Source organism: Salmonella sp. NW645 (assembly GCF_051703725.1).
In the GTDB taxonomy this organism is placed as follows: Bacteria; Pseudomonadota; Gammaproteobacteria; order Enterobacterales; family Enterobacteriaceae; genus Salmonella; species Salmonella enterica.
Genome location: NZ_JAMMKR010000003.1, coordinates 410,276 through 430,022, shown reverse-complemented (window position 1 = coordinate 430,022; position 19,747 = coordinate 410,276). Strand labels below are relative to the sequence as shown.

Genomic DNA, 19,747 nt, shown 5'->3' with positions numbered 1-19,747 from the left:
AGTTCTCATGGATCGACCATACCGCATACAGGAAGGGTGTTTTGTCCTGCCTGAAACATTTACGGATCGCAGCGTCAATATTTTTATCCTGGAGGGCAATGAACGAACATCGCCCAGTCTGAATATTTCCCGCGATACGCTAAAACCTGATGAAGACCTGCCCGCCTATATTGACCGCCAGATTGCGCTGATGAAAAAAAATCTCGGTCAGCACCGGGTATTGTCGCGAGCGCCTGCACAGGCAGGAACGGGCAATAATGCCCTTATGGGGGAACAAATTGCCGCCACCCATAAATCCGGGAAAACGGAAGTGTACCAGCGTCAGGCCGGGTTTATTGCAACCCCTGGCAAGGTACTGGTCTTCACCCTGACCAGTCCCCGTCCTTTTGATGATAAAGCAGACCTACTCTGGAACACCTGGCTGGCAGGCTTTCAGCCGGATAAAAACGAATAATCACACGGAGGTGTGACCATGTATGAAGCAGCCCGTGTGGATGATCCTATCTACCACACCAGCGCGCTCGCCGGGTTTCTTATCGGCGCTATCATCGGCATCGCCATTATCGCGCTTGCCGCCTTTGCCTTCTTTAGCTGCGGTTTTCTTGCCGGGCTGATTCTGGGTTTTATGGCCGATCAAATAGCCTCCGGGGTATTGCAACTGGGCGAAGCCATCGGGCGCTCCATCCACCACACGGCAGGAAAAATCCTCACCGGTTCGGAGAATGTCAGCACCAACAGTCGCCCGGCGGCGCGCGCGGTACTGAGTACGGTGAAATGCGATAACCATATCGCAGAAAAACGCATCGCCCAGGGGTCGGAAAATATCTACATTAACAGCCAGCCCGCCGCCCGTAAGGATGACCACACCGAATGCGATGCGGTGATTGAAGACGGTTCGCCGAATGTGTTTCTCGGCGGCGGCACACAGACGGTACTGGAAATCAGTTCTGAAATTCCGGACTGGCTGCGCAAGGTGGTGGATGTATTGTTTGTCGTGGCGAGTCTGCTCGGCGGGCTGGCCGGGGCGTGGCGGCAAGCGGCAAAGCTGGGGACGAAATTTGGCACTAAATGTGCCGCTAAGTTTATCGGCGGGGAGCTTGTCGGGATGGCCGTGGGTGAGGCTATCAGCGGGCTGTTCAGCAATCCGGTGGATGTGACCACCGGGCAGAAAATCCTGCTGCCGGAAACGGACTTCACCCTGCCCGGTCGCCTGCCGGTCACCTGCTCGCGTTTTTACGCCAGCCACCTGGAAACCGTGGGACTGTTGGGACGGGGCTGGCGGCTGAACTGGGAAACCAGCCTGCGCGAGGACGATGAACACATCACGCTGACCGGCGTACAGGGGCGGGAACTGTGTTACCCGAAAACGATGCTGACGCCCGGCCACCAGATATTTGACCCGGAAGAACAGTTATACCTCAGCCGCCTGCATGACGGGCGTTACGTGCTGCATTACACCGATCGCAGCTATTACGTATTTGGTGATTTTGACAGTGACGGCATGGCATACCTGCTGTTTATGGAGACGCCGCACCGCCAGCGCATTGTCTTCGGGCACGAAGGAGGCAGACTGGTACGGATAGCCTCCAGCAGCGGGCATCACCTGTTACTGCACCGCACACAGACCCCGGCAGGGGAGCGGCTGTCGCGAATTGAACTGGTGCAGGGCGGCACCCGTGGCAACCTGGTAGAGTACCGGTATGACGATAACGGTCAACTGACCGGCGTGGTGAACCGGGCGGGAACGCTGGTGCGGCAGTTTGCTTATGAAAACGGGCTGATGACGGCGCACAGCAATGCGGCGGGGTTCACCTGCCGCTACCGCTGGCAGGAACTCGACGGCGCGCCGCGCGTGACGGAGCACGACACCAGTGACGGTGAACATTACCGCTTTGACTATGATTTTGCCGCAGGCACCACCACCGTCACCGGCAGGCAGGGGGAGTCATGGCAGTGGTGGTACGACAGGGAGACGTATATCACCGCGCACCGGACGCCGGGCGGTGGAATGTACCGCTTCACGTACAACGAAGACCACTTCCCTGTCAACATTGAGCTGCCCGGCGGTCGCACGGTGGCGTATGAATATGACATCCAGAACCGGGTGGTGAAGACGACAGATCCGGAAGGCCGGGTGACGCAGACGCAGTGGAACGGCGAGTTCGACGAAATCACGCGCACGGCGCTGGACGATGACGCTGTCTGGAAAACGCAGTACAACGCCCACGGCCAGCCAGTGCAGGAGACGGACCCGGAAGGGCGGGTGACGCAGTACGCTTACGATGAACAGGGGCAGATGTGCAGCCGGACGGATGCGGCGGGCGGCACGGTGGTGACGGCGTTCGACAGCCGGGGGCAGATGACGCGGTACACCGACTGTTCAGGGCGCAGCACAGGATATGACCACGATGAGGACGGCAACCTGACGCGGGTGACGGACGCGGAAGGGAAGGTGGTACGCATCAGCTACAACCGACTTGGGTTGCCGGAGACGGTGAACTCACCGGGGAAACAGCAGGACAGGTATACCTGGAATGCGCTGGGGCTGATGAGCAGCCACCGGCGCATCACGGGGAGCGTGGAGAGCTGGCGGTATACGCCGCGCGGTCTGCTGGCGGCGCACACGGATGAGGAGAAGCGCGAGACGCGCTGGCAGTACACGCCGGAAGGCCGGGTGACCGCGCTGACCAACGGCAACGGGGCGCAGTACCGGTTCAGTCACGATGCGGACGGCAGGCTGGTGCGTGAGGTGCGCCCGGACGGACTGAGCCGTACTTTTATCCTGGACGACAGCGGTTATCTGACGGCGATACAGACCACGGGCACGCAGGGCGGCGTGCGGCGGGAGACGCAGCAGCGGGATGCGCTGGGCCGTCTGTTACGGACGGAGAATGAACACGGCCAGCGGACGTTCAGCTACAACCGGCTGGACCAGATAACGGCAGTGACGCTCACGCCCACGGAGGCGGGGCAACAGCAGCACCGGATGCAGGCCGACACGGTGCGTTTTGAGTATGACCGCAGCGGCTGGCTGACGGCGGAGCACGCGGGGAACGGCAGCATACGTTATCAGCGCGATGCGCTGGGCAACCCGACGGACATCACGCTGCCGGACGGGCAGCACCTGACGCATCTGTATTACGGGAGCGGGCATCTGTTACAGACGGCGCTGGACGGCCTGACGGTGAGCGAGTATGAGCGCGACAGCCTGCACCGTCAGATAATGCGCACGCAGGGGCAGCTTGCGACGTACAGCGGCTACGACGACGACGGGCTGCTGAGCTGGCAGCGCAGTCTGGCGCCCGGCAGTGCCCCTGTTCTTCCCGGCCAGCGCCCGGCGCGGCAGGGCTGCGTGACGTCGAGGGACTATTACTGGAACAACCACGGCGAGGTGGGCACGATTGACGACGGCCTGCGTGGCAGCGTGGTGTACAGCTATGACAGAAGCGGTTACCTGACCGGGCGCTCAGGTCAGATGTATGACCATGACCGTTATTATTACGATAAGGCGGGCAACCTGCTGGATAACGAAGGGCAGGGTCCGGTGATGAACAACCGGCTGCCGGGCTGTGGTCGTGACCGTTACGGTTATAACGAGTGGGGCGAGCTGACCACGCGGCGCGACCAGCAACTGGAGTGGAACGCGCAGGGGCAGCTGACGCGGGTCATCAGCGGCAACACGGAGACGCACTACGGCTACGATGCGCTGGGGAGGCGAACCCGCAAGGCGACGTACGGGCGGCACACGGGCCATACGGCGCGGAGCCGGACGGACTTTGTGTGGGAGGGGTTCAGGCTGTTGCAGGAGAACGTGCAGCAGCAGGGCTGGCGGACCTATCTGTACGATGCGGAACAGCCGTACACGCCGGTGGCGAGCGTGACGGGGCGGGGAGAAAGCAGGCAGGTGTGGTATTACCACACGGACGTGACGGGCACGCCGCAGGAGGTGACGGTGGCGGACGGGACGCTGGTGTGGGCGGGGTATATCAGGGGGTTTGGAGAGAATGCGGCGGACATCAGCAACAGCGGGGCGTACTTTCACCAGCCGCTGCGGCTGCCGGGGCAGTATTTTGACGACGAGACGGGGCTGCATTACAATCTGTTCAGATATTATGCACCGGAGTGTGGACGGTTCGTCAGTCAGGATCCGATTGGGTTAAGGGGCGGGTTAAACCTTTATCAGTATGCGCCGAATCCGATTAGATGGATCGATCCTTTAGGACTTGCTATCCTGGAGCATCAATCTAATTTTGATGCGGCAAGGAGAACCGGATTTGAAAATGCGGGTATGACAAACCCTGAGGATGTCACTTTCTCGAAAGTCGATCCCAAAACTGGTACTGTTGTTGAGTTTAAAGGTCCAAATGGGGCTAAAGTTGCTTATGATGCACCTCATGCAGATATGGATGTGACAGCAGGGCATGATAAACCACATGTTGGTTGGCAATCCGCAGGAAAAAGAGGTTCCGGAGGAGCTAATAGAGGTAATATTACTTATGATGGCCCACAACATCCGCATCGCTCTGACTCTAAGGGAGATGATAAATGTTAAATTCAAATATGTCTGAACTTAGAATCGAACTGGAGAATGCGATTAAAAATCTCGGTATTCATGACTATCGTGTCGATAAACCCGAACAAATCGTTTCTGAGATAAAAGAGATATATGTTAATGGTAATCCTAGAACCTGGTGGTTATCATTAAAACATAGACAATATGTCTTTTCTTATACCGATAATTCTGGATATAAAAACATATCACAAATAGTAAGCAAACAACTCAATGAAAGCAATGTAATCAACAAACATATATTTTTGATTGCTGATGAAGATAATGAGCAAATATATGTATATAACGTTCCTCTTAACTCCCTGCCTGAAATTATAGAAAATTGCAGATATTTTGAATATTATGTTGCAGATCATGAACTATCTTGGCTTATATGTGAAAATGATCATGGTGATTTGATTGTATGTTCAACCATTAAATAAAGCGTGAGTGCTCTTTAGCGATATAGTTGCCTGTATTTAGGCGTTACTAGCCGAAGATGGCACGATTGTCTGGCAGGGGAAACAGCAACTCTGAGGTCGGGAAGATAGCATAACCCATTAACCTGGATAGATCCGCTAGACCTGAATCCAGTTGATGCGACAGGTTATAGTGTTTATGGTTTATTTGCTCCTGGAGCAAATAAACCTTATTACATTGGTATTACTAATGATATGGATCGACGAAGGGCCGAGCATTAAAGCACTGGCAGGTTATCAAAAGAAAATGGAAGGATGCTGCCACTTGATGAAAATGTAATCTAATGGAAAGTCAGAGGTTACGAGCAATATTATATAGAGAAATATAAAACCAGAACCGGAACCATAGGTGAAAAAAATTCCTCAACAAATAGAGAGAATAAATATAATTCATTTGATCATGGGCGAACAGATCCCAGCGCACAAGCATTTAAAAACTCTTAAAATAGTAAGGGAGTTGGCTCCTATAGGGGGAAATGCGGATGAGTTATTTTAAAGTTTGGGACTGGGATAAGAAGCTGAGAACGATGTTGCGCTTTGTGAAGCTCGGAGACATATTTTGTTTTAAATTAGATGGAGATAGATATTGTTTTGGCAGGATAATATCTAAAATAATAACTGGGCATGTTGCTGAGTTATTTGATTATATGTCAGCCGCTCCAGAAATTACAGAAAAAAAGATTAATAAGGTAAAAAGAATTTATTCGCCCATTGTAATTGATACTTATGGCTTGTTTGATAAAAAGGTATACAAAGATGGTGACTGGAGAGTTATTTGTCATCAGAGTAACTTTTCCCCTATAGATGTTGAAAATGTATATTTTACATACGGTCTTGAAAGTTTATGTAAAAGAGTTGATGTGTTTGGTAATAAAATTTCCATATCTAAAGAGGAATCTCTAAAATATCATAAGTTAAGTCCATATGGTGATTTTGATATTAAAAAGCTATTAAATAATATCTGAAGATAAAGCCGGGACAGATCCTCAAATCTTCCCGGCTTTTATTATTTAACCCCCATCAAATCCCGCCTTCGAGCCTGCTCCGCTTAATCACCGGAATATCTCCGGTATCGTTCAGCGCCCCCGGAAAGGTTTTCAGCCACGCTTTCACCTTCTTTTGATTAATAAAAGTCATGCTCATCCCTTCAATACAGCCTCACAGTTCGCGGGTATTTTGCAGCGTGATCACGATGCAGTCTTTCATCACCCGAATTTTAACGGGCATCCCGTTAATAAACCCGGCCTGCGGCATCCATTCGCCGCATAAACGAACTGAACGTCCCTCAACCCATGAATAGAACTCACAGTGGGTAAAATCCGGCACAGTATCAGCGCGAGTTTGCGTATGACGACAACGACTACATGACGATGCCCCGGGAGCCGGCCAGTGATGAGCAACCGGCTGCCGGGGCAGTATTTTGACGACGAGACGGGGCTGCATTAAAATCTGTTCAGATATTATGCACCGGAGTGTGGTTGGTTCGTCAGTCAGGACCCGATAGGGCTGAAAGGGGGATGGAGTCGATATCATTCTCCGCTGAATCCTATTACAGATAGTGATCTTCTTGGTCTTATTACTTGTGGCGCTGATAGAGGTGATCCTGGCACGTTATTAAGATGAAAAATGGTTGAAAATAATTGCATTAGTGAATGCTCATTTATGCCTTTACCTACAAAAAGTAACGGATTTGCTTGCTGGAATTGTGTTAACGAATGTAAAGGAAATCAAGGCTATTGATGTTTTTACTACAGGAATAAGTATGGTTAACGATAAGGATACAGCTATATTAATTAGTGATTTAATGTTGAGATTCGGTAAGGAGCTTGATGAATCTGTTGCTGTTGTTCAGTCCCGTTGTGATGAGGATGAATTTAAGGTATATCGAGAAGCGGTTGGTTTTATCATGGGTGAAATGCTTATTAAAATAATGAATCCATTATATGAAAAACATCCAGAAATAAAACCAAAAGGATTGAAATAAAACATCTGGAACCGGATGAATAATGTGTAAAAGCCGGAGGGGTTATCTTTTCCCGGCTTTTTATTATCAATTACTCATTAACTCCTGTTCCGTTCTTTTACGTTTAATCACCGGAATATCTCCGGTATTGTTCAGCGCCCCCAGAAATTTTTTTAACCACTGTTCTGCATTCCGTTTATTAATGCGGGTTACACCCATCCCTTCAATACAGCCAAAGAGTCCGCGGGTATGCTGCGGCGTAATCACGATGCAATCCCTCATTACCCGCACCTTGACGGGCATCCCGTTAATAAACCCCGCCTGCGGCATCCATTCACCGTACAAACGAACTGAAAGTCTCTCAACGCGTGAGTATGTAAGTATCCCGCATAATCGAGCCATTCACATTTAGAGATCATCCGGCATAATCAATCTGCCAACGCAGGAGATCGCTGTGCGTAAAGCCCGTATTACTGCGCACCAGATCATCGCTGTGATTAGATCAGTCGAATCCGGACGGACTGTTAAAGATGTCTACCGGGAGGCCGGTATTTCTGAAGCCACCAGGGACAACTGGAAGTCTGGATACGGCGGCAGGGATACGCGTGGAATCACAAAAGGCTCCACCGTATTTACTGTCTGCTCAAGCTGAATTTTCGCCGTAAGGGTAAACAACGGCTGCCGGTACGCAATCCCTCGCCACTGGTCACGCCGGAAGCGCTGAACCAGAGCTGGTTTATGGGCGTCGTTTTCGCACGTTCAATGTTGTTGATGACTGTAATTGTGAAGCGTTGTCGGTTGAAATCGATCTGAATCTGCCAGCTCTGCGAGTGGTCCGTGTACTCGACAGGATTACAGCAACCGCGGTTATCCGGCCATGCTGCGTATGGATAAGGGACCGGAATTTATCTCGCTGGCACTGGCTGAATGAGCAAAGAAACATGCAGTAAAGCTGGTGTTTATCCAGCCGGGTAAGCCGAAGAAAAACGTTTTCATCGCGCGCTTTAACCGGACATACCGTACAGAAATACTCAATTCTTATCTGTTCAGAACGCTGAATGAGGTGCGGGAAATTACGGATAAAGGGTTATCAGAATATAACTGCGAACGTCCACATGAATCGCGGAACAATATGATACCGGAGAAATACCGCTAACAACATTATCTGGCCGGAATCTTAAAAATGCATGGAACTAAAACGGGTCTATTTACAGGGGCACCTGCGATGAATTTCGCTGCACTGAAAAGCGATACCGGATGAGAGCTGCTTCAAATTAATGTGCCATGTTCACGGGGAGGTGGTGCGACGTTTGCATAATCCAGCAAGAACTGAAAGGAAGGGGAGAGCTTTTTCATGCCTGTATAATCAGTCTGGCCTGTGTCAGTCAGCTCTTAGTGTTGAGACTCTCGTTGGAGCGTTATAATTGCTTTTCCGTTTCGGAAAACAAGATTTTCCATTAAAGATCTTCCCTGCGAGGAAAAGTTAACTAATAATCTTACCGTCGAGTTAGGAGATGTATGTTTAAATATAAACAATGTTGCAACGATGCCTGATAATTATCCTCTCTTCGAAGATAAGTTTCCCACACCCAGTGTGGTGGGTGTCATTGTAATGTTATCACTTGAATGTAAATGGAAGGTATAATTGCTTTTTGACTAGTATTCTATTCCACCCTGACAACACGATGTTAACATCAACACTGTTTATATTGGCAATAACGCAATTTTTTTCAGATTAAGAGGTGCTCTGATATATAGATTTTTATGACATTACTTATTTGAATTGGTAACAAATACCAATAAGCACAAGCTGTTATTACCAGCCACGGATTTTTCCATACGGTAAGATTTGGTATGGTGTTATGTATTCTGGATGTGCTGGATTATTTTAATTTGGTTAAAAAAAGGTGGTTATTCAAATGAAAAGCATAAAAAAATTGATTATCGCAAGTGCGTTGAGCATGATGGCTGCTAGTTGTTATGCTGCTGGATTTTTGCCGGGCACAGAGCAACAGACATCAGTGGATATTAGCTTTGGCGCTCCCGAAAATTTAACCGTATCGCTTGAGCAAGTGCCGGGCTTAACGGCTGGGAGGGGGCATGATGGTATGGATATTGCGAAGCTTACAGTTAGTTCTGCTTCTATTAAAGAATTCGGGGTCAGGGGGGTTGCTAGCCCGATACTGGGCAGCGCTGGCCATGCATGGAAAATAACTGGTAGAAATAGTGGCAAGTCAATCGTTGTGGGCTTCTCACCTAATATAGCCACAGCTAGGGGCCCGGAAATGTGGAATGGGGAAACCTGGAGCACCTTTGATACCAATACCCCAGTTAATATTATTACAATAGGGGATCAGGATATCCCACCTGATACGTACCCACTGACTTTAGATGTAGTGGGATATCGGGCGTAATAGTAAACAACTATTAGTGTATTGCGCCTTGTTTAAGGCGTAATACACATCAAATTTTTCATTTTTCTTTTACAATTTTTGATATGAAAACAATTAATTTTGTTTTAATGGCGGTAGCTTTTTTCGCCTCTAATTCTATGGTTTCAGTATATGCCGCTAGGCAGCAATTAAATTCAGCCACTAAATCATTCAGCGTGAAGCTGGGAGCTACACGTGTGATTTATCACGCTGGTACACCCGGCGCGACGCTCTCGGTGAGCAACCCGCAGGATTACCCTATTTTGGTTCAGTCTTCAGTCAAAGCAGAAGATAAAAATTCGCCAGCCCCCTTTATGGTGATGCCGCCTCTATTTCGTTTAGAAGCGAACCAGCAGAGTCAACTGCGTATTATCCGTACTGGTGGTGACATGCCAACGGATCGTGAGACTTTACAGTGGGTCTGTATAAAGGCGCTACCACCCGAAAATGAACCGTCGGATACACAGGCTAAGGGCGCGACCCTTGACCTCAATTTGTCCATCAGCACCTGTGACAAGCTGATTTTCCGCCCGGATGCCGTGAAGGGGACGCCGGAAGATGTTGCAGGAAATTTAAGATGGGTGGAGTCGGGCAACAAACTTAAGGTGGAGAACCCCACTCCGTTTTACATGAATTTAGCCTCTATCACAGTAGGGGGAAAGCCCATTACAGGGCTTGAGTATATCCCCCCCTTTGCTGACAAAACACTAAATATGCCAGGTGGCGCTCATGGTGATGTCGAGTGGAAAATTATTACAGACTTAGGTGGTGAAAGTCATCCGTTCCACTACGTTTTTAAATAAATTCAAGGATTTAGCGGCAGAAAATGAAGTTCAAACAACCTGCCTTGCTACTGTTCATCGCGGGAGTGGTTCATTGCGCAAATGCGCACGCTTACACATTCGATGCATCAATGTTGGGCGATGCAGCGAAAGGGGTTGATATGTCGCTCTTTAACCAGGGGGTACAACAGCCAGGGACTTATCGAGTGGACGTGATGGTGAATGGTAAACGTGTCGACACCCGTGATGTGGTGTTCAAATTGGAAAAGGATGGGCAAGGAACGCCTTTTCTGGCTCCTTGTTTGACGGTCAGTCAGCTTTCACGCTACGGCGTAAAAACGGAAGATTACCCTCAGTTGTGGAAAGCAGCAAAGACCCCAGATGAGTGTGCGGATCTGACCGCCATTCCACAGGCTAAAGCGGTACTGGATATCAATAATCAGCAACTGCAACTGAGTATTCCGCAGTTGGCGTTGCGTCCGGAATTTAAGGGGATCGCTCCTGAAGATCTCTGGGATGATGGTATTCCGGCGTTTCTGATGAACTACAGTGCGAGGACAACGCAGACGGATTACAAAATGGATATGGAGAGGCGTGACAACTCTTCCTGGGTACAACTGCAACCGGGAATCAATATAGGTGCGTGGCGTGTCCGCAATGCGACCAGCTGGCAGCGGAGTAGTCAACTGTCGGGGAAGTGGCAGGCAGCATATACCTATGCTGAGCGTGGACTGTACTCACTAAAAAGTCGTCTGACTCTGGGGCAAAAGTCTTCGCAGGGGGAGATATTTGATAGTGTGCCATTTACCGGTGTGATGTTGGCATCGGATGACAACATGGTGCCCTACAGTGAGCGGCAGTTTGCTCCGGTAGTGCGTGGGATTGCCCGCACGCAGGCTCGGGTGGAGGTCAAACAGAATGGTTACACCATTTACAACACCACTGTGGCGCCCGGACCGTTTGCACTGCGGGATCTGTCGGTAGCAGACAGTAGTGGTGATCTGCATGTCACCGTGTGGGAGGCCGATGGCAGTACACAAATGTTTGTGGTGCCGTATCAGACCCCGGCGATAGCACTGCACCAGGGATATTTGAAGTACAGCCTGTTGGCGGGCCGATACCGATCGTCAGACTCTGCAACGGATAAGGCGCAGATCGCGCAGGCTACGTTGATGTATGGTCTGCCGTGGAATCTCACTGCATACGGCGGTATACAGAGTGCAACGCACTATCAAGCTGCATCGCTTGGTTTGGGGGGATCTCTCGGGCGGTGGGGGAGTTTATCTGTCGATGGAAGCGACACACACAGTCAGCGTCAGGGGGAGGCGGTACAGCAAGGAGCCTCCTGGCGACTGCGTTACAGCAACCAGCTGACTGCGACGGGGACAAATTTTTTTCTGACGAGATGGCAGTATGCCTCGCAGGGCTATAACACCCTATCCGATGTGCTCGACAGTTATCGACATGATGGTAACCGTCTATGGTCGTGGCGGGAAAATTTGCAGCCGAGCTCGCGTACTACCCTGATGTTGAGTCAGTCATGGGGGAGGCATTTGGGCAATCTGAGTTTAACCGGTTCCCGTACCGACTGGCGTAATCGCCCCGGTCATGATGACAGCTACGGACTGAGTTGGGGAACCTCTATCGGAGGGGGCTCGCTGTCATTGAACTGGAATCAAAACAGGACGCTGTGGCGCAATGGCGCGCACCGTAAAGAGAACATAACCAGCCTGTGGTTCAGTATGCCATTAAGCCGCTGGACGGGGAATAATGTAAGTGCTAGTTGGCAGATGACTTCACCATCACACGGTGGTCAGACGCAACAAGTGGGGGTCAACGGAGAGGCATTCAGTCAGCAACTGGATTGGGAGGTGCGTCAGAGTTACCGTGCCGATGCCCCGCCAGGTGGTGGTAATAACAGCGCATTGCACTTGGCATGGAATGGGGATTACGGCCTGTTAGGTGGTGACTATAGCTACAGCCGGGCGATGCGCCAGATGGGAGTCAATATCGCGGGAGGTATAGTTATCCACCATCATGGTGTGACGCTGGGGCAACCTTTGCAAGGCTCAGTGGCGCTGGTTGAAGCGCCAGGGGCCTCGGGGGTGCCAGTTGGCGGCTGGCCTGGCGTTAAGACGGATTTTCGTGGCGACACTACAGTGGGCAACCTGAGCGTCTATCAGGAGAATACAGTCAGCCTCGATCCGTCGCGACTACCGGATGACGCAGAGGTCACACAAACCGATGTGCGCGTGGTGCCAACCGAAGGGGCGGTGGTGGAAGCGAAGTTTCACACTCGCATCGGGGCCAGGGCACTGATGACGCTGAAACGGGAAGATGGTAGCGCCATTCCTTTCGGGGCGCAGGTTACAGTCAATGGGCAGGATGGCAGTGCTGCTCTGGTGGATACTGATAGCCAGGTTTATCTCACTGGTCTGGCGGATAAGGGCGAACTGACGGTGAAATGGGGAGCACAGCAATGTCGGGTTAACTACCGCCTACCTGCCCACAAGGGAATCGCGGGCTTGTATCAAATGAGCGGTCTCTGCAGATAGCCGATTCTGAAGGAGAGAACAATGTGGATGAAAATACAGCGAATGAAAACGGTTATCTATAGCGTAACCTTACTGGTCGCTGCCAGTAGCTTGATGCCGATAGCGAACGCCGCAGAAAAACTTCAGACAACGCTACGTGTAGGGACTTACTTTCGGGCTGGGCATGTGCCAGATGGGATGGTGCTTGCGCAAGGCAGGGTGACTTATCACGGCAGTCACAGCGGGTTTCGGGTATGGAGCGATGAGCAAAAGGCGGGTAACACGCCTACCGTATTGCTGCTGAGCGGGCAACAGGATCCTCGCCATCACATTCAGGTTCGCCTGGAGGGTGAGGGGTGGCAACCAGATACGGTGAGTGGTCGTGGCGCCATTTTAAGAACCGCTGCAGATAACGCCAGTTTCAGTGTGGTCGTTGATGGCAATCAGGAAGTGCCTGCGGATACCTGGACGCTGGATTTTAAGGCCTGTGCATTGACACACGAGGAGGCGTAGACATCTGTTCCACTCATACTACCTGTATCAGTGAATAAGGCGAATACTGTATATCAGGTTCGAGGATGTATTGAAAATTTACTCAAGGCAAATATGGTTAGCAATCTTCATTGCAGAAAAATCAATTGCTGATTTATTTTAAAATCTGAAATTCATCTTTTTTGTAGGGAGAGGAATGTTATGTTTCGTAAAATAATTTAACAGACACTGATGCCTTTATTATTTTCTGTTTTGTGGATTTGTTTGATTCACTCTTTTGTGAGCGGGGCTTTATAAGCCCTTGGTATAAGGTTTGTTTATCTGTCAGGTATTCATATGTGATATTTAAGATTTTATGTTTAGGGGGCTTTTTCTTGTCCCCTCAGGCGTAAAAATAATTTATTTTTTACATAAAGGAATAAAGCATATGTCTTATGCACGACATTTACCGGTATTAATGTATCACCATGTCAGTGATAAACCCGGACAGATAACCTTATCTCCCCGTACGTTCCGGGCGCAGATGAAATGGCTGGCTGAATCTGGCTGGAAAACCGTTACCGCTGCAGAGGTGGAAGCTTTTTATCATGGTGCAAGATTGCCTCGTAAAAGCGTCATGCTGACCTTTGATGGCGGCTGGCTGGATAACTGGTTGCAGGTTTTTCCGGTGCTGCAGGAGTTTAATCTGCATGCGCATCTCTTTCTTGTGACCAGTTTGATCAGTGACGGACCGGTCCGTATTCCTGCAGGCGAACCGGTGTACTCTCATGATGAGTGTCAGATGCTGGTTAAACAAGGCCGGGCTGATGAGGTCATGCTGCGTTGGTCAGAGGTTCGGGAGATGCACCTCAGTGGCCTTGTTGAGTTTCACTCGCACACGCACACCCACCGACGCTGGGACCAGAAACCTGTGTCCCGTAATCCGTCGGATTTGCTTCGTGTCGATATTCTTCTTAGTCGTAAGCGGATGAGGGAGATGCTGGGTTACTGCAGTCAGCATCTGTGCTGGCCTGAGGGCTGGTATTGTTCTGATTATATTCATGTGGCTGAAGAGTTGGGGTTCACATACCTGTATACCACAGAAAGGCGTATGAACAATCCAGTCATCGGTTCACAGCGTATTGGTCGTATCAACACAAAGGAGCGAAAGAATGTGGGCTGGCTGAAACGTCGTCTGTTTTATCACACCACGCCCGGATTTTCTTCGCTGCTGGCCCGGCATAAGGGGGCACGTCGGATAGCTGACTGAGCCGGAGACCAGGATGAAAGTGCTGCATACCGAATCCTCCCCCATCATCGGCGGGCAGGGGTTGTAGGCTATATCCCAAATGATGGTGCTGATTTTGAGCAGAAATAAGATAACACCGGAGGCCGTGATAGACCCGGTTGCGCAGAATCTGGAGGCCGCAGGTCACTGGCGCAGGGCTTCTACCCGCTGGCTTTTGGTCATGGGAGATTTTGAATGTACAGAGGCCCAGCGGGAGTGGTTGTTGTTGCGCCGGAATTATTGCCTTGCGCAGATATCTTCCCCTGGCGCCAGTAAAGCTGGATATCAGCGACGTGACGAAATGAGAGGAGCCTGCACATAGGTTTATGTTTTGAGTAAGCGTCTTATTTAAACCGTCTGTTCTTTTTCCTCCACTTTCACAAATAATGTCGAGCCGGGTGGGGGGGACTCAAGTAAGAATAATCTGGCGATGTTTTGCTTGTTTCCACGGGATACTTTGTTAGGTGAACGATACAATTAATGCGTTCCAGACTGCGTCACAGAAAAGGACAATGCCTTTGCAGAACGGGCGCATGACAATGAACCACTTTATTATTGGTATCTGGTTCGGCGACAACCTTGACGATCACTTCTGAGATAGGGTATTTACACTGAGTGGTAAACAGGTTCAATTAGTAACCGGAGATGGATGCAAAATCATGATCGATTCAGATGCTATTTTGCAGCCAATAGATTTTTTATTATGATGATATCAAGGACATTGAGGCACACAATGACGCATCAGTAAGTCGTTGATAGCTCCTTTAATATAAGAATTTCTTTTATCAACGGAAGATAATGATGGAACTGATCAATAATCGTGGTATGCGAGACTGGATGATATTTATTAAAGTGGCGGAAGTAGGGAATCTTTCCCGGGCTGCACGGGAATTAGATATTAGCATTTCTGCTGTCAGTAAATCGCTTAGTCGCCTTGAGAATTCTATTGAGGTTACTTTACTTCGGCGCGATTCACATCACTTAGAATTGACTGGAGCTGGTCAGACAGCCTATGCAAGCATGAAAAGGATAACATCTTCCTTTCAGTCCTTGCTGGATGAATTGCGAAATCCGGATAAAATTATCAGAGGGAGTATAAAATTTTCGGCTCCGGCTATTGTCTGTGAGTTTCTTGCCAATAAGTGGATATGGGAATTTACAGCTAGCTATCCGGATACAAAAATCTACCTGGATTCACGAGAGCGTAGCGATTTTTTTAGTAAATCCCTGGAGTTTGATGAGCTGGTTTTTAAAAGTGGCATAATCGAAAGTGAGGATCTCGTGTATCGAAAGATAAGCCCTTTAAAGTTGGTTCTTTGTGCGAGTCCGAAATATATCAGAAAATATGGCAGGATCTCACACCCTGGCGATTTGGAAAATCACATTATTGTGGGTCTTCACAACCATGGTCTTTCCGGACCTCTTACTCTTTTCCGTCAAGATGAATCATACACTATTAGTGGCGCTGTTAATGTTCATTTATCTTCCAATAATCTTTTGAGTGTTCTTAATTTGGTTTTAGAAGGAAAGGGTATCAACCTCATGACTCCGGCCTGGCTTGCCACCAAATACTTAAAAAATAATGAACTTGAAATTATACTTCCTGAATGGAGGGTTCCAGATCTCCCCATTTATCTTGTATGGCGTCATCGTCAGTATTATTCTCCTTTATTTCAACGCTTTCTGTCTTTTATTGAAGATAAATGGAATAATCGCCCACAAATTGATTTTCTGAATGATGATTAACCCGTTTGGAATGGTTTTGACACGTTCCTGACTTAAACCCACATGATGATGACTGAATTGAGGCATCGAGATATGCGACTGGCCGGCCAGTCGTCTTTTGACGATGCCCAATACAAAACATGATGCCGACTGACGGAAATGATAATACCCGGAAACAGGACGGGGCTGTTTTTGGGCAGCCGGAAGTTAAGCCCATACCAGAAACGTTGCAGTGTACTGAAAAATGGCGCCAGGTTGCACTGTAAGTATCCCGCATAATCGAGCCATTCACATTTAGAGATCATCCGGCATAATCAATCTGCCAACGCAGGAGATCGCTGTGCGTAAAGCCCGTATTACTGCGCACCAGATCATCGCTGTGATTAGATCAGTCGAATCCGGACGGACTGTTAAAGATGTCTACCGGGAGGCCGGTATTTCTGAAGCCACCAGGGACAACTGGAAGTCTGGATACGGCGGCATGGAAGCTTCTGATATTAAATCTTGAGGATGTCAACGCCAGGATTTATGGTCGTTTTTCGCTATTTTTAATATCCGCTGTTTGATCACTTCTGCTGTCCGCTTTCCGCCATTTCATCTTCACTGATTGGCGTTGCGCTTTTGGTCAGCGCCCCGACTTTGCGTTTTTCCTTCAGTTGGTAACTTTCTCCTTTGATATTCAGTGTGGTTGAGTGATGCAGTAGCCGATCCAGGATCGCTGTTGCCAGCACGTTATCACCGAACATCTCTCCCCAGTCTGCGAAGCCTTTGTTTGACGTCAGGATAATGCTCGCTTTTTCATACCGTCGGTTCAGCAGTCGGAAGAACAGACTGGCTTCCTCACTGGTCATTGGCAGGTAACCTATTTCGTCCAGGATCAGCCCCCGCGCATAGCTCAGTTGTTGTAGCTGGCGCTCCAGGCGGTTTTCCAGCTTCGCTTTCATCAGCGTCTACCAACCTGTCCTGCGGCATGAACAACACCCGATGGCCCACATCTGCCGCTTTCACACCGGGGGCAGCGGCCAGGTGGGTTTTCTCCACTCCGGGGGGGGGGGCCAGCAGGATCACATTCACGCAGCGCTCCACGAACGCCAGACCGGCCAACTCCCGGACGACCTTATGATCGATGCCTGGCTGGAAGCTGAAGTCGAACTGCTCCAGCGTTTTGACTCATGGCAGACGAGCCTGTTTCAGCCGGGATTCCATTCCGCGCTGATGTCTGCCGTTCTATTCCTGCTGCAGCGCCATGCACAGGAATGTCGACTTATTTTGGGCTGACAGAGGCATTGGTCGTTAAGACTTGTATATTCATGTTGCTTACTCGCACAAAAGGGGGAAAGGAACCGTAAACAACATTGACAGGTAAGGGACTGGCATCAATTTGAATGGTGTTTTTTTATAACATTATGTTTTAAAAGGTGAATTATATTTTCATGGTGAATTATTCTGTTTTCTATTGTTATTTATGGAATATTTAACCAATATTTCAGCTAAAAATAGTGTATTATATTGATTACACTTGGCTGGAGAGGTGTAAACATCAAGCATAACCATATGATGTATATAAGTTTTTGTTTGCTGATATCATATTTTTGACAGATATTGAGCAAGTAAATCTGATCTAACTGTAACTTTAGTTTTCTAAATTAATTACCTTGCTTACTTTTTTTTACCTGGTTTTGTAAAACCTCATAATGATCAGTCTATTTGTGGCTTTGTTTAAGGTTTATTTGGTTTTGTAGTCTGAATTGTATCTCCCTCCTGGAGGGCTTTCTTTAGATTCTCTGTCTCCTACGTTGTTATGTTACGTATTTGTTGCTTTGAAGGAGGGGGAAATACAGTTCCATTTATCTGAGTAAGTCAGGTACACAGTAACAACTTTCTTATGAAGAATTTCCAAAATTTTTACTGCGGCGTTATTAATTGTTCAGCGATTCTTACAGATCTGTCGTTCGCTTTTGGTGAATGAAATCCGTGGACTTTTATTTACTAATTTTTCCTTTCCTGAAAAAAACAGAGGTATTGAGCGAAAAATTTTATTCCGTATGATGCCCTCCACACAAAATGTATTAACACTGAATCGTAATTTGCTTCTTTATGCTGATAACTTTCTGTCTATGCTAATACTAAAATTTAGATGACTTTTATACGGTAAAATCTGGTATGAATTTTAAAGATACTCTTCCCGGGGTGTTTCTCTGTGTCGCTATGTTTGCATGTGGTCATGCCAGGGCGAATATGCTCGTTTATCCTATGGCGGCAGAAATTAATAGTAGCCGCGAAGAGGCCACCTCGCTGTTCGTCTATTCTAAATCAGATCATGTGCAATATATTCGAACAAGAATCATGCGTATTGAACATCCTGGTATGCCACAGGAGAAGGAGGTACCAGCAGGGAATGATATAGAGACAGGACTTGTTGTCTCCCCGGAGAAATTTGCCCTTTCCCCGGGAACAAAAAAAACAATACGTGTTATCAGTACTCAGGCACCGGAAAGAGAGGAAGCCTGGCGGGTATACTTCGAGGCTGTTCCTGAACTGGAAGATGATCCACAGGCAGGTGGAAAGCAAAATTCATCCGTAAGTGTGAATCTTGTCTGGGGGGTGTTGCTGCGTGTTTCTCCGTCAGACCCCAGGCCTGCGCTGGTAACGAACGGTCACCACCTGCTGAATACGGGAAATACCCGGCTTTCTCTTATTCGGGCCGGCAACTGCGACACCACATGCCACTGGCAGAATATAGACAAAAGTATTTATCCCGGCGGGAGTGCTGATATTCCGGCCGGAATAAAAAGTAATGCATTTCGTGTGGAATATCGTACGGGTGCAAATTCACCGGTAATCTCTGCTGATTTAACAGCAGCCGGAAAGTAAAAACACACGGAGCGTACGCTATACCCTACATTTATTCTCAGGGGGAGCGGATGTATACCGAGTGTACATATATCACTGTAATAAACAACAAAGCAAGGTTATTTTTTATGAACATGAAAACATCTTTTATTGCCGCAGCTGTGGCATTGGCCACCGTTTATTCTTTTTCTGTTTCTGCGGTTCAGAAGGATATTACCGTCACTGCCAATATTGACAGTACACTTGAACTGCTGCAGGCCGATGGTTCATCCCTCCCGTCGACTATGAAGCTGGATTTCATGCCGGGTAAGGGCCTGGTCCATAAATCACTCCAGACCCGCCTTTACAGCAACGATCAGACCAAGTCGGTTAATGTAAAACTGTTGAATGCTCCACAACTTATCAACGTCCTGGATCCCACCAAAACCATTGATATGGAAGTGACTCTGGGAGGACGGTCACTGACCACCACCAATTCTGTACTGGAAGCTAAAACCCTGTTCCCGGACGGAAAAACTGGCGATGCTTCAGCTCCGCTGAACCTGGATATTGGTCAGAAGGCTGGAGCAGCCTTACAAAACCTGCCTGCCGGTGAATACAGCGGATTGGTCAGTCTGGTGATTTCACAGGCTGTCACTGCCGGCTAATAACCGGTTATTAGCTCTTCATCT

The 19,747-nt window shown here is 48.9% G+C and carries 17 protein-coding genes and 6 pseudogenes; 20 read left to right on the top strand and 3 right to left on the bottom strand.

All coding sequences use genetic code 11. From position 1 onward, the window contains the following. Positions 1 to 7 precede the first annotated feature (7 nt). The 5 genes from NA389_RS09250 to NA389_RS09230 all read left to right on the top strand — a co-directional run bounded on the left by NA389_RS09250 (position 8) and on the right by NA389_RS09230 (position 5,993). Positions 8 to 454: a DcrB-related protein gene (locus tag NA389_RS09250; RefSeq protein ID WP_000375833.1), complete on the top strand. Its 447-nt coding sequence runs from the start codon at positions 8 to 10 to the stop codon at positions 452 to 454. 18 nt (positions 455 to 472) lie between these two features. Continuing rightward, positions 473 to 4,552 carry a polymorphic toxin type 47 domain-containing protein gene (locus tag NA389_RS09245; RefSeq protein WP_000272659.1) on the top strand — a complete coding sequence of 1,360 codons (4,080 nt, stop codon included), beginning with the start codon at positions 473 to 475 and terminating at the stop codon, positions 4,550 to 4,552. After that, entirely contained in the window at positions 4,546 to 4,992 is a 447-nt protein-coding gene (gene sciX / locus NA389_RS09240) for a protein SciX (RefSeq protein ID WP_000935097.1), read from the top strand. The genes NA389_RS09245 and sciX overlap by 7 nt, the downstream gene beginning before the upstream one ends. Positions 4,993 to 5,377: 385 nt before the next feature. Continuing rightward, positions 5,378 to 5,524: a hypothetical protein gene (locus tag NA389_RS09235; protein ID WP_000723740.1), complete on the top strand. Its 147-nt coding sequence runs from the start codon at positions 5,378 to 5,380 to the stop codon at positions 5,522 to 5,524. Beyond that, a complete protein-coding gene (locus NA389_RS09230; protein ID WP_023208170.1) occupies positions 5,511 to 5,993 on the top strand; it encodes an Imm26 family immunity protein in 483 nt (160 codons plus the stop codon). The genes NA389_RS09235 and NA389_RS09230 overlap by 14 nt, the downstream gene beginning before the upstream one ends. Before the next feature lie 193 nt (positions 5,994 to 6,186). On the opposite strand, the gene NA389_RS09225 is transcribed toward NA389_RS09230, so the two are convergent. Further along, positions 6,187 to 6,282, bottom strand: a complete 96-nt coding sequence (locus NA389_RS09225; protein WP_023136376.1) for a SymE family type I addiction module toxin — start codon at positions 6,280 to 6,282, stop codon at positions 6,187 to 6,189. 147 nt (positions 6,283 to 6,429) lie between these two features. On the opposite strand from NA389_RS09225, the pseudogene NA389_RS09220 reads away from it, so the two are divergent. Then, positions 6,430 to 6,603: pseudogene (locus NA389_RS09220) on the top strand (RHS repeat-associated core domain-containing protein); the annotation flags it as partial. 130 nt (positions 6,604 to 6,733) lie between these two features. After that, positions 6,734 to 7,012: a hypothetical protein gene (locus NA389_RS09215; protein ID WP_012664366.1), complete on the top strand. Its 279-nt coding sequence runs from the start codon at positions 6,734 to 6,736 to the stop codon at positions 7,010 to 7,012. Between the two features lie 66 nt (positions 7,013 to 7,078). Here NA389_RS09215 and NA389_RS09210 read toward each other — a convergent pair whose 3' ends face one another. Then, on the bottom strand, positions 7,079 to 7,393 hold the full coding sequence (locus NA389_RS09210) for a SymE family type I addiction module toxin (RefSeq protein ID WP_072103250.1): 315 nt from the start codon (positions 7,391 to 7,393) through the stop codon (positions 7,079 to 7,081). A 52-nt stretch (positions 7,394 to 7,445) separates the two neighbouring features. On the opposite strand from NA389_RS09210, the gene NA389_RS09205 reads away from it, so the two are divergent. The 11 genes and pseudogenes from NA389_RS09205 to NA389_RS09155 all read left to right on the top strand — a co-directional run. Beyond that, positions 7,446 to 7,643, top strand: coding sequence for a transposase (locus NA389_RS09205; RefSeq protein ID WP_001224072.1), 198 nt, complete (start codon positions 7,446 to 7,448; stop codon positions 7,641 to 7,643). Further along, positions 7,577 to 8,147 (top strand): annotated as a pseudogene (locus NA389_RS09200) (integrase core domain-containing protein); the annotation flags it as partial. The gene NA389_RS09205 and the pseudogene NA389_RS09200, both read left to right, overlap by 67 nt. 763 nt (positions 8,148 to 8,910) lie before the next feature. Beyond that, a complete protein-coding gene (locus tag NA389_RS09195; protein WP_000835833.1) occupies positions 8,911 to 9,405 on the top strand; it encodes a Saf-pilin pilus formation protein SafA in 495 nt (164 codons plus the stop codon). A gap of 83 nt (positions 9,406 to 9,488) precedes the next feature. After that, positions 9,489 to 10,226, top strand: a complete 738-nt coding sequence (gene safB / locus NA389_RS09190) for a pili assembly chaperone SafB (protein WP_023251637.1) — start codon at positions 9,489 to 9,491, stop codon at positions 10,224 to 10,226. Between the two features lie 23 nt (positions 10,227 to 10,249). Then, complete coding sequence (locus tag NA389_RS09185; RefSeq protein ID WP_000669621.1) at positions 10,250 to 12,760, top strand: fimbrial biogenesis outer membrane usher protein; 2,511 nt, start codon at positions 10,250 to 10,252, stop codon at positions 12,758 to 12,760. Between the two features lie 21 nt (positions 12,761 to 12,781). After that, positions 12,782 to 13,252 carry an AfaD family invasin gene (gene afaD, locus NA389_RS09180; protein WP_000266931.1) on the top strand — a complete coding sequence of 157 codons (471 nt, stop codon included), beginning with the start codon at positions 12,782 to 12,784 and terminating at the stop codon, positions 13,250 to 13,252. Between the two features lie 406 nt (positions 13,253 to 13,658). Then, complete coding sequence (locus tag NA389_RS09175; RefSeq protein ID WP_000119391.1) at positions 13,659 to 14,480, top strand: polysaccharide deacetylase family protein; 822 nt, start codon at positions 13,659 to 13,661, stop codon at positions 14,478 to 14,480. An 82-nt stretch (positions 14,481 to 14,562) separates the two neighbouring features. Further along, positions 14,563 to 14,800, top strand: a pseudogene (locus NA389_RS09170) (PerC family transcriptional regulator); the annotation flags it as partial. A gap of 496 nt (positions 14,801 to 15,296) precedes the next feature. Beyond that, positions 15,297 to 16,244: a LysR family transcriptional regulator gene (locus NA389_RS09165; protein ID WP_000970302.1), complete on the top strand. Its 948-nt coding sequence runs from the start codon at positions 15,297 to 15,299 to the stop codon at positions 16,242 to 16,244. A 119-nt stretch (positions 16,245 to 16,363) separates the two neighbouring features. Further along, positions 16,364 to 16,483, top strand: a pseudogene (locus NA389_RS09160) (hypothetical protein); the annotation flags it as partial. Positions 16,484 to 16,563: 80 nt separating this feature from the next. Then, positions 16,564 to 16,725 (top strand): annotated as a pseudogene (locus NA389_RS09155) (transposase); the annotation flags it as partial. A 64-nt stretch (positions 16,726 to 16,789) separates the two neighbouring features. Here the strand turns inward: NA389_RS09155 and istB are convergent. Beyond that, a pseudogene (gene istB / locus NA389_RS09150) lies at positions 16,790 to 17,492 on the bottom strand (IS21-like element helper ATPase IstB); the annotation flags it as partial. An 894-nt stretch (positions 17,493 to 18,386) separates the two neighbouring features. Here istB and tcfA point away from each other — a divergent pair. Both tcfA and tcfB read left to right on the top strand, forming a co-directional pair. Continuing rightward, positions 18,387 to 19,097, top strand: coding sequence for a fimbrial chaperone TcfA (gene tcfA / locus NA389_RS09145; protein WP_001009507.1), 711 nt, complete (start codon positions 18,387 to 18,389; stop codon positions 19,095 to 19,097). Positions 19,098 to 19,147: 50 nt separating this feature from the next. Next, positions 19,148 to 19,723 (top strand): fimbrial protein TcfB, encoded by a 576-nt coding sequence (gene tcfB, locus NA389_RS09140; protein WP_000287812.1) that lies wholly within the window; start codon positions 19,148 to 19,150, stop codon positions 19,721 to 19,723. Positions 19,724 to 19,747 lie beyond the last annotated feature (24 nt).

What these genes read in the sequence shown, in the direction of transcription:
- NA389_RS09250 (WP_000375833.1), top strand. Translation starts at nt 8, where the DNA reads ATGGATCGACCATACCGCATACAGGAAGGGTGTTTTGTCCTGCCTGAA.
- NA389_RS09245 (WP_000272659.1), top strand. Translation starts at nt 473, where the DNA reads ATGTATGAAGCAGCCCGTGTGGATGATCCTATCTACCACACCAGCGCG.
- sciX (WP_000935097.1), top strand. Translation starts at nt 4,546, where the DNA reads ATGTTAAATTCAAATATGTCTGAACTTAGAATCGAACTGGAGAATGCG.
- NA389_RS09230 (WP_023208170.1), top strand. Translation starts at nt 5,511, where the DNA reads ATGAGTTATTTTAAAGTTTGGGACTGGGATAAGAAGCTGAGAACGATG.
- NA389_RS09225 (WP_023136376.1), bottom strand. Translation starts at nt 6,282, where the DNA reads ATGCCGCAGGCCGGGTTTATTAACGGGATGCCCGTTAAAATTCGGGTG.
- NA389_RS09210 (WP_072103250.1), bottom strand. Translation starts at nt 7,393, where the DNA reads ATGGCTCGATTATGCGGGATACTTACATACTCACGCGTTGAGAGACTT.
- NA389_RS09195 (WP_000835833.1), top strand. Translation starts at nt 8,911, where the DNA reads ATGAAAAGCATAAAAAAATTGATTATCGCAAGTGCGTTGAGCATGATG.
- safB (WP_023251637.1), top strand. Translation starts at nt 9,489, where the DNA reads ATGAAAACAATTAATTTTGTTTTAATGGCGGTAGCTTTTTTCGCCTCT.
- NA389_RS09185 (WP_000669621.1), top strand. Translation starts at nt 10,250, where the DNA reads ATGAAGTTCAAACAACCTGCCTTGCTACTGTTCATCGCGGGAGTGGTT.
- afaD (WP_000266931.1), top strand. Translation starts at nt 12,782, where the DNA reads ATGTGGATGAAAATACAGCGAATGAAAACGGTTATCTATAGCGTAACC.
- NA389_RS09175 (WP_000119391.1), top strand. Translation starts at nt 13,659, where the DNA reads ATGTCTTATGCACGACATTTACCGGTATTAATGTATCACCATGTCAGT.
- NA389_RS09165 (WP_000970302.1), top strand. Translation starts at nt 15,297, where the DNA reads ATGATGGAACTGATCAATAATCGTGGTATGCGAGACTGGATGATATTT.
- tcfA (WP_001009507.1), top strand. Translation starts at nt 18,387, where the DNA reads ATGAATTTTAAAGATACTCTTCCCGGGGTGTTTCTCTGTGTCGCTATG.
- tcfB (WP_000287812.1), top strand. Translation starts at nt 19,148, where the DNA reads ATGTATACCGAGTGTACATATATCACTGTAATAAACAACAAAGCAAGG.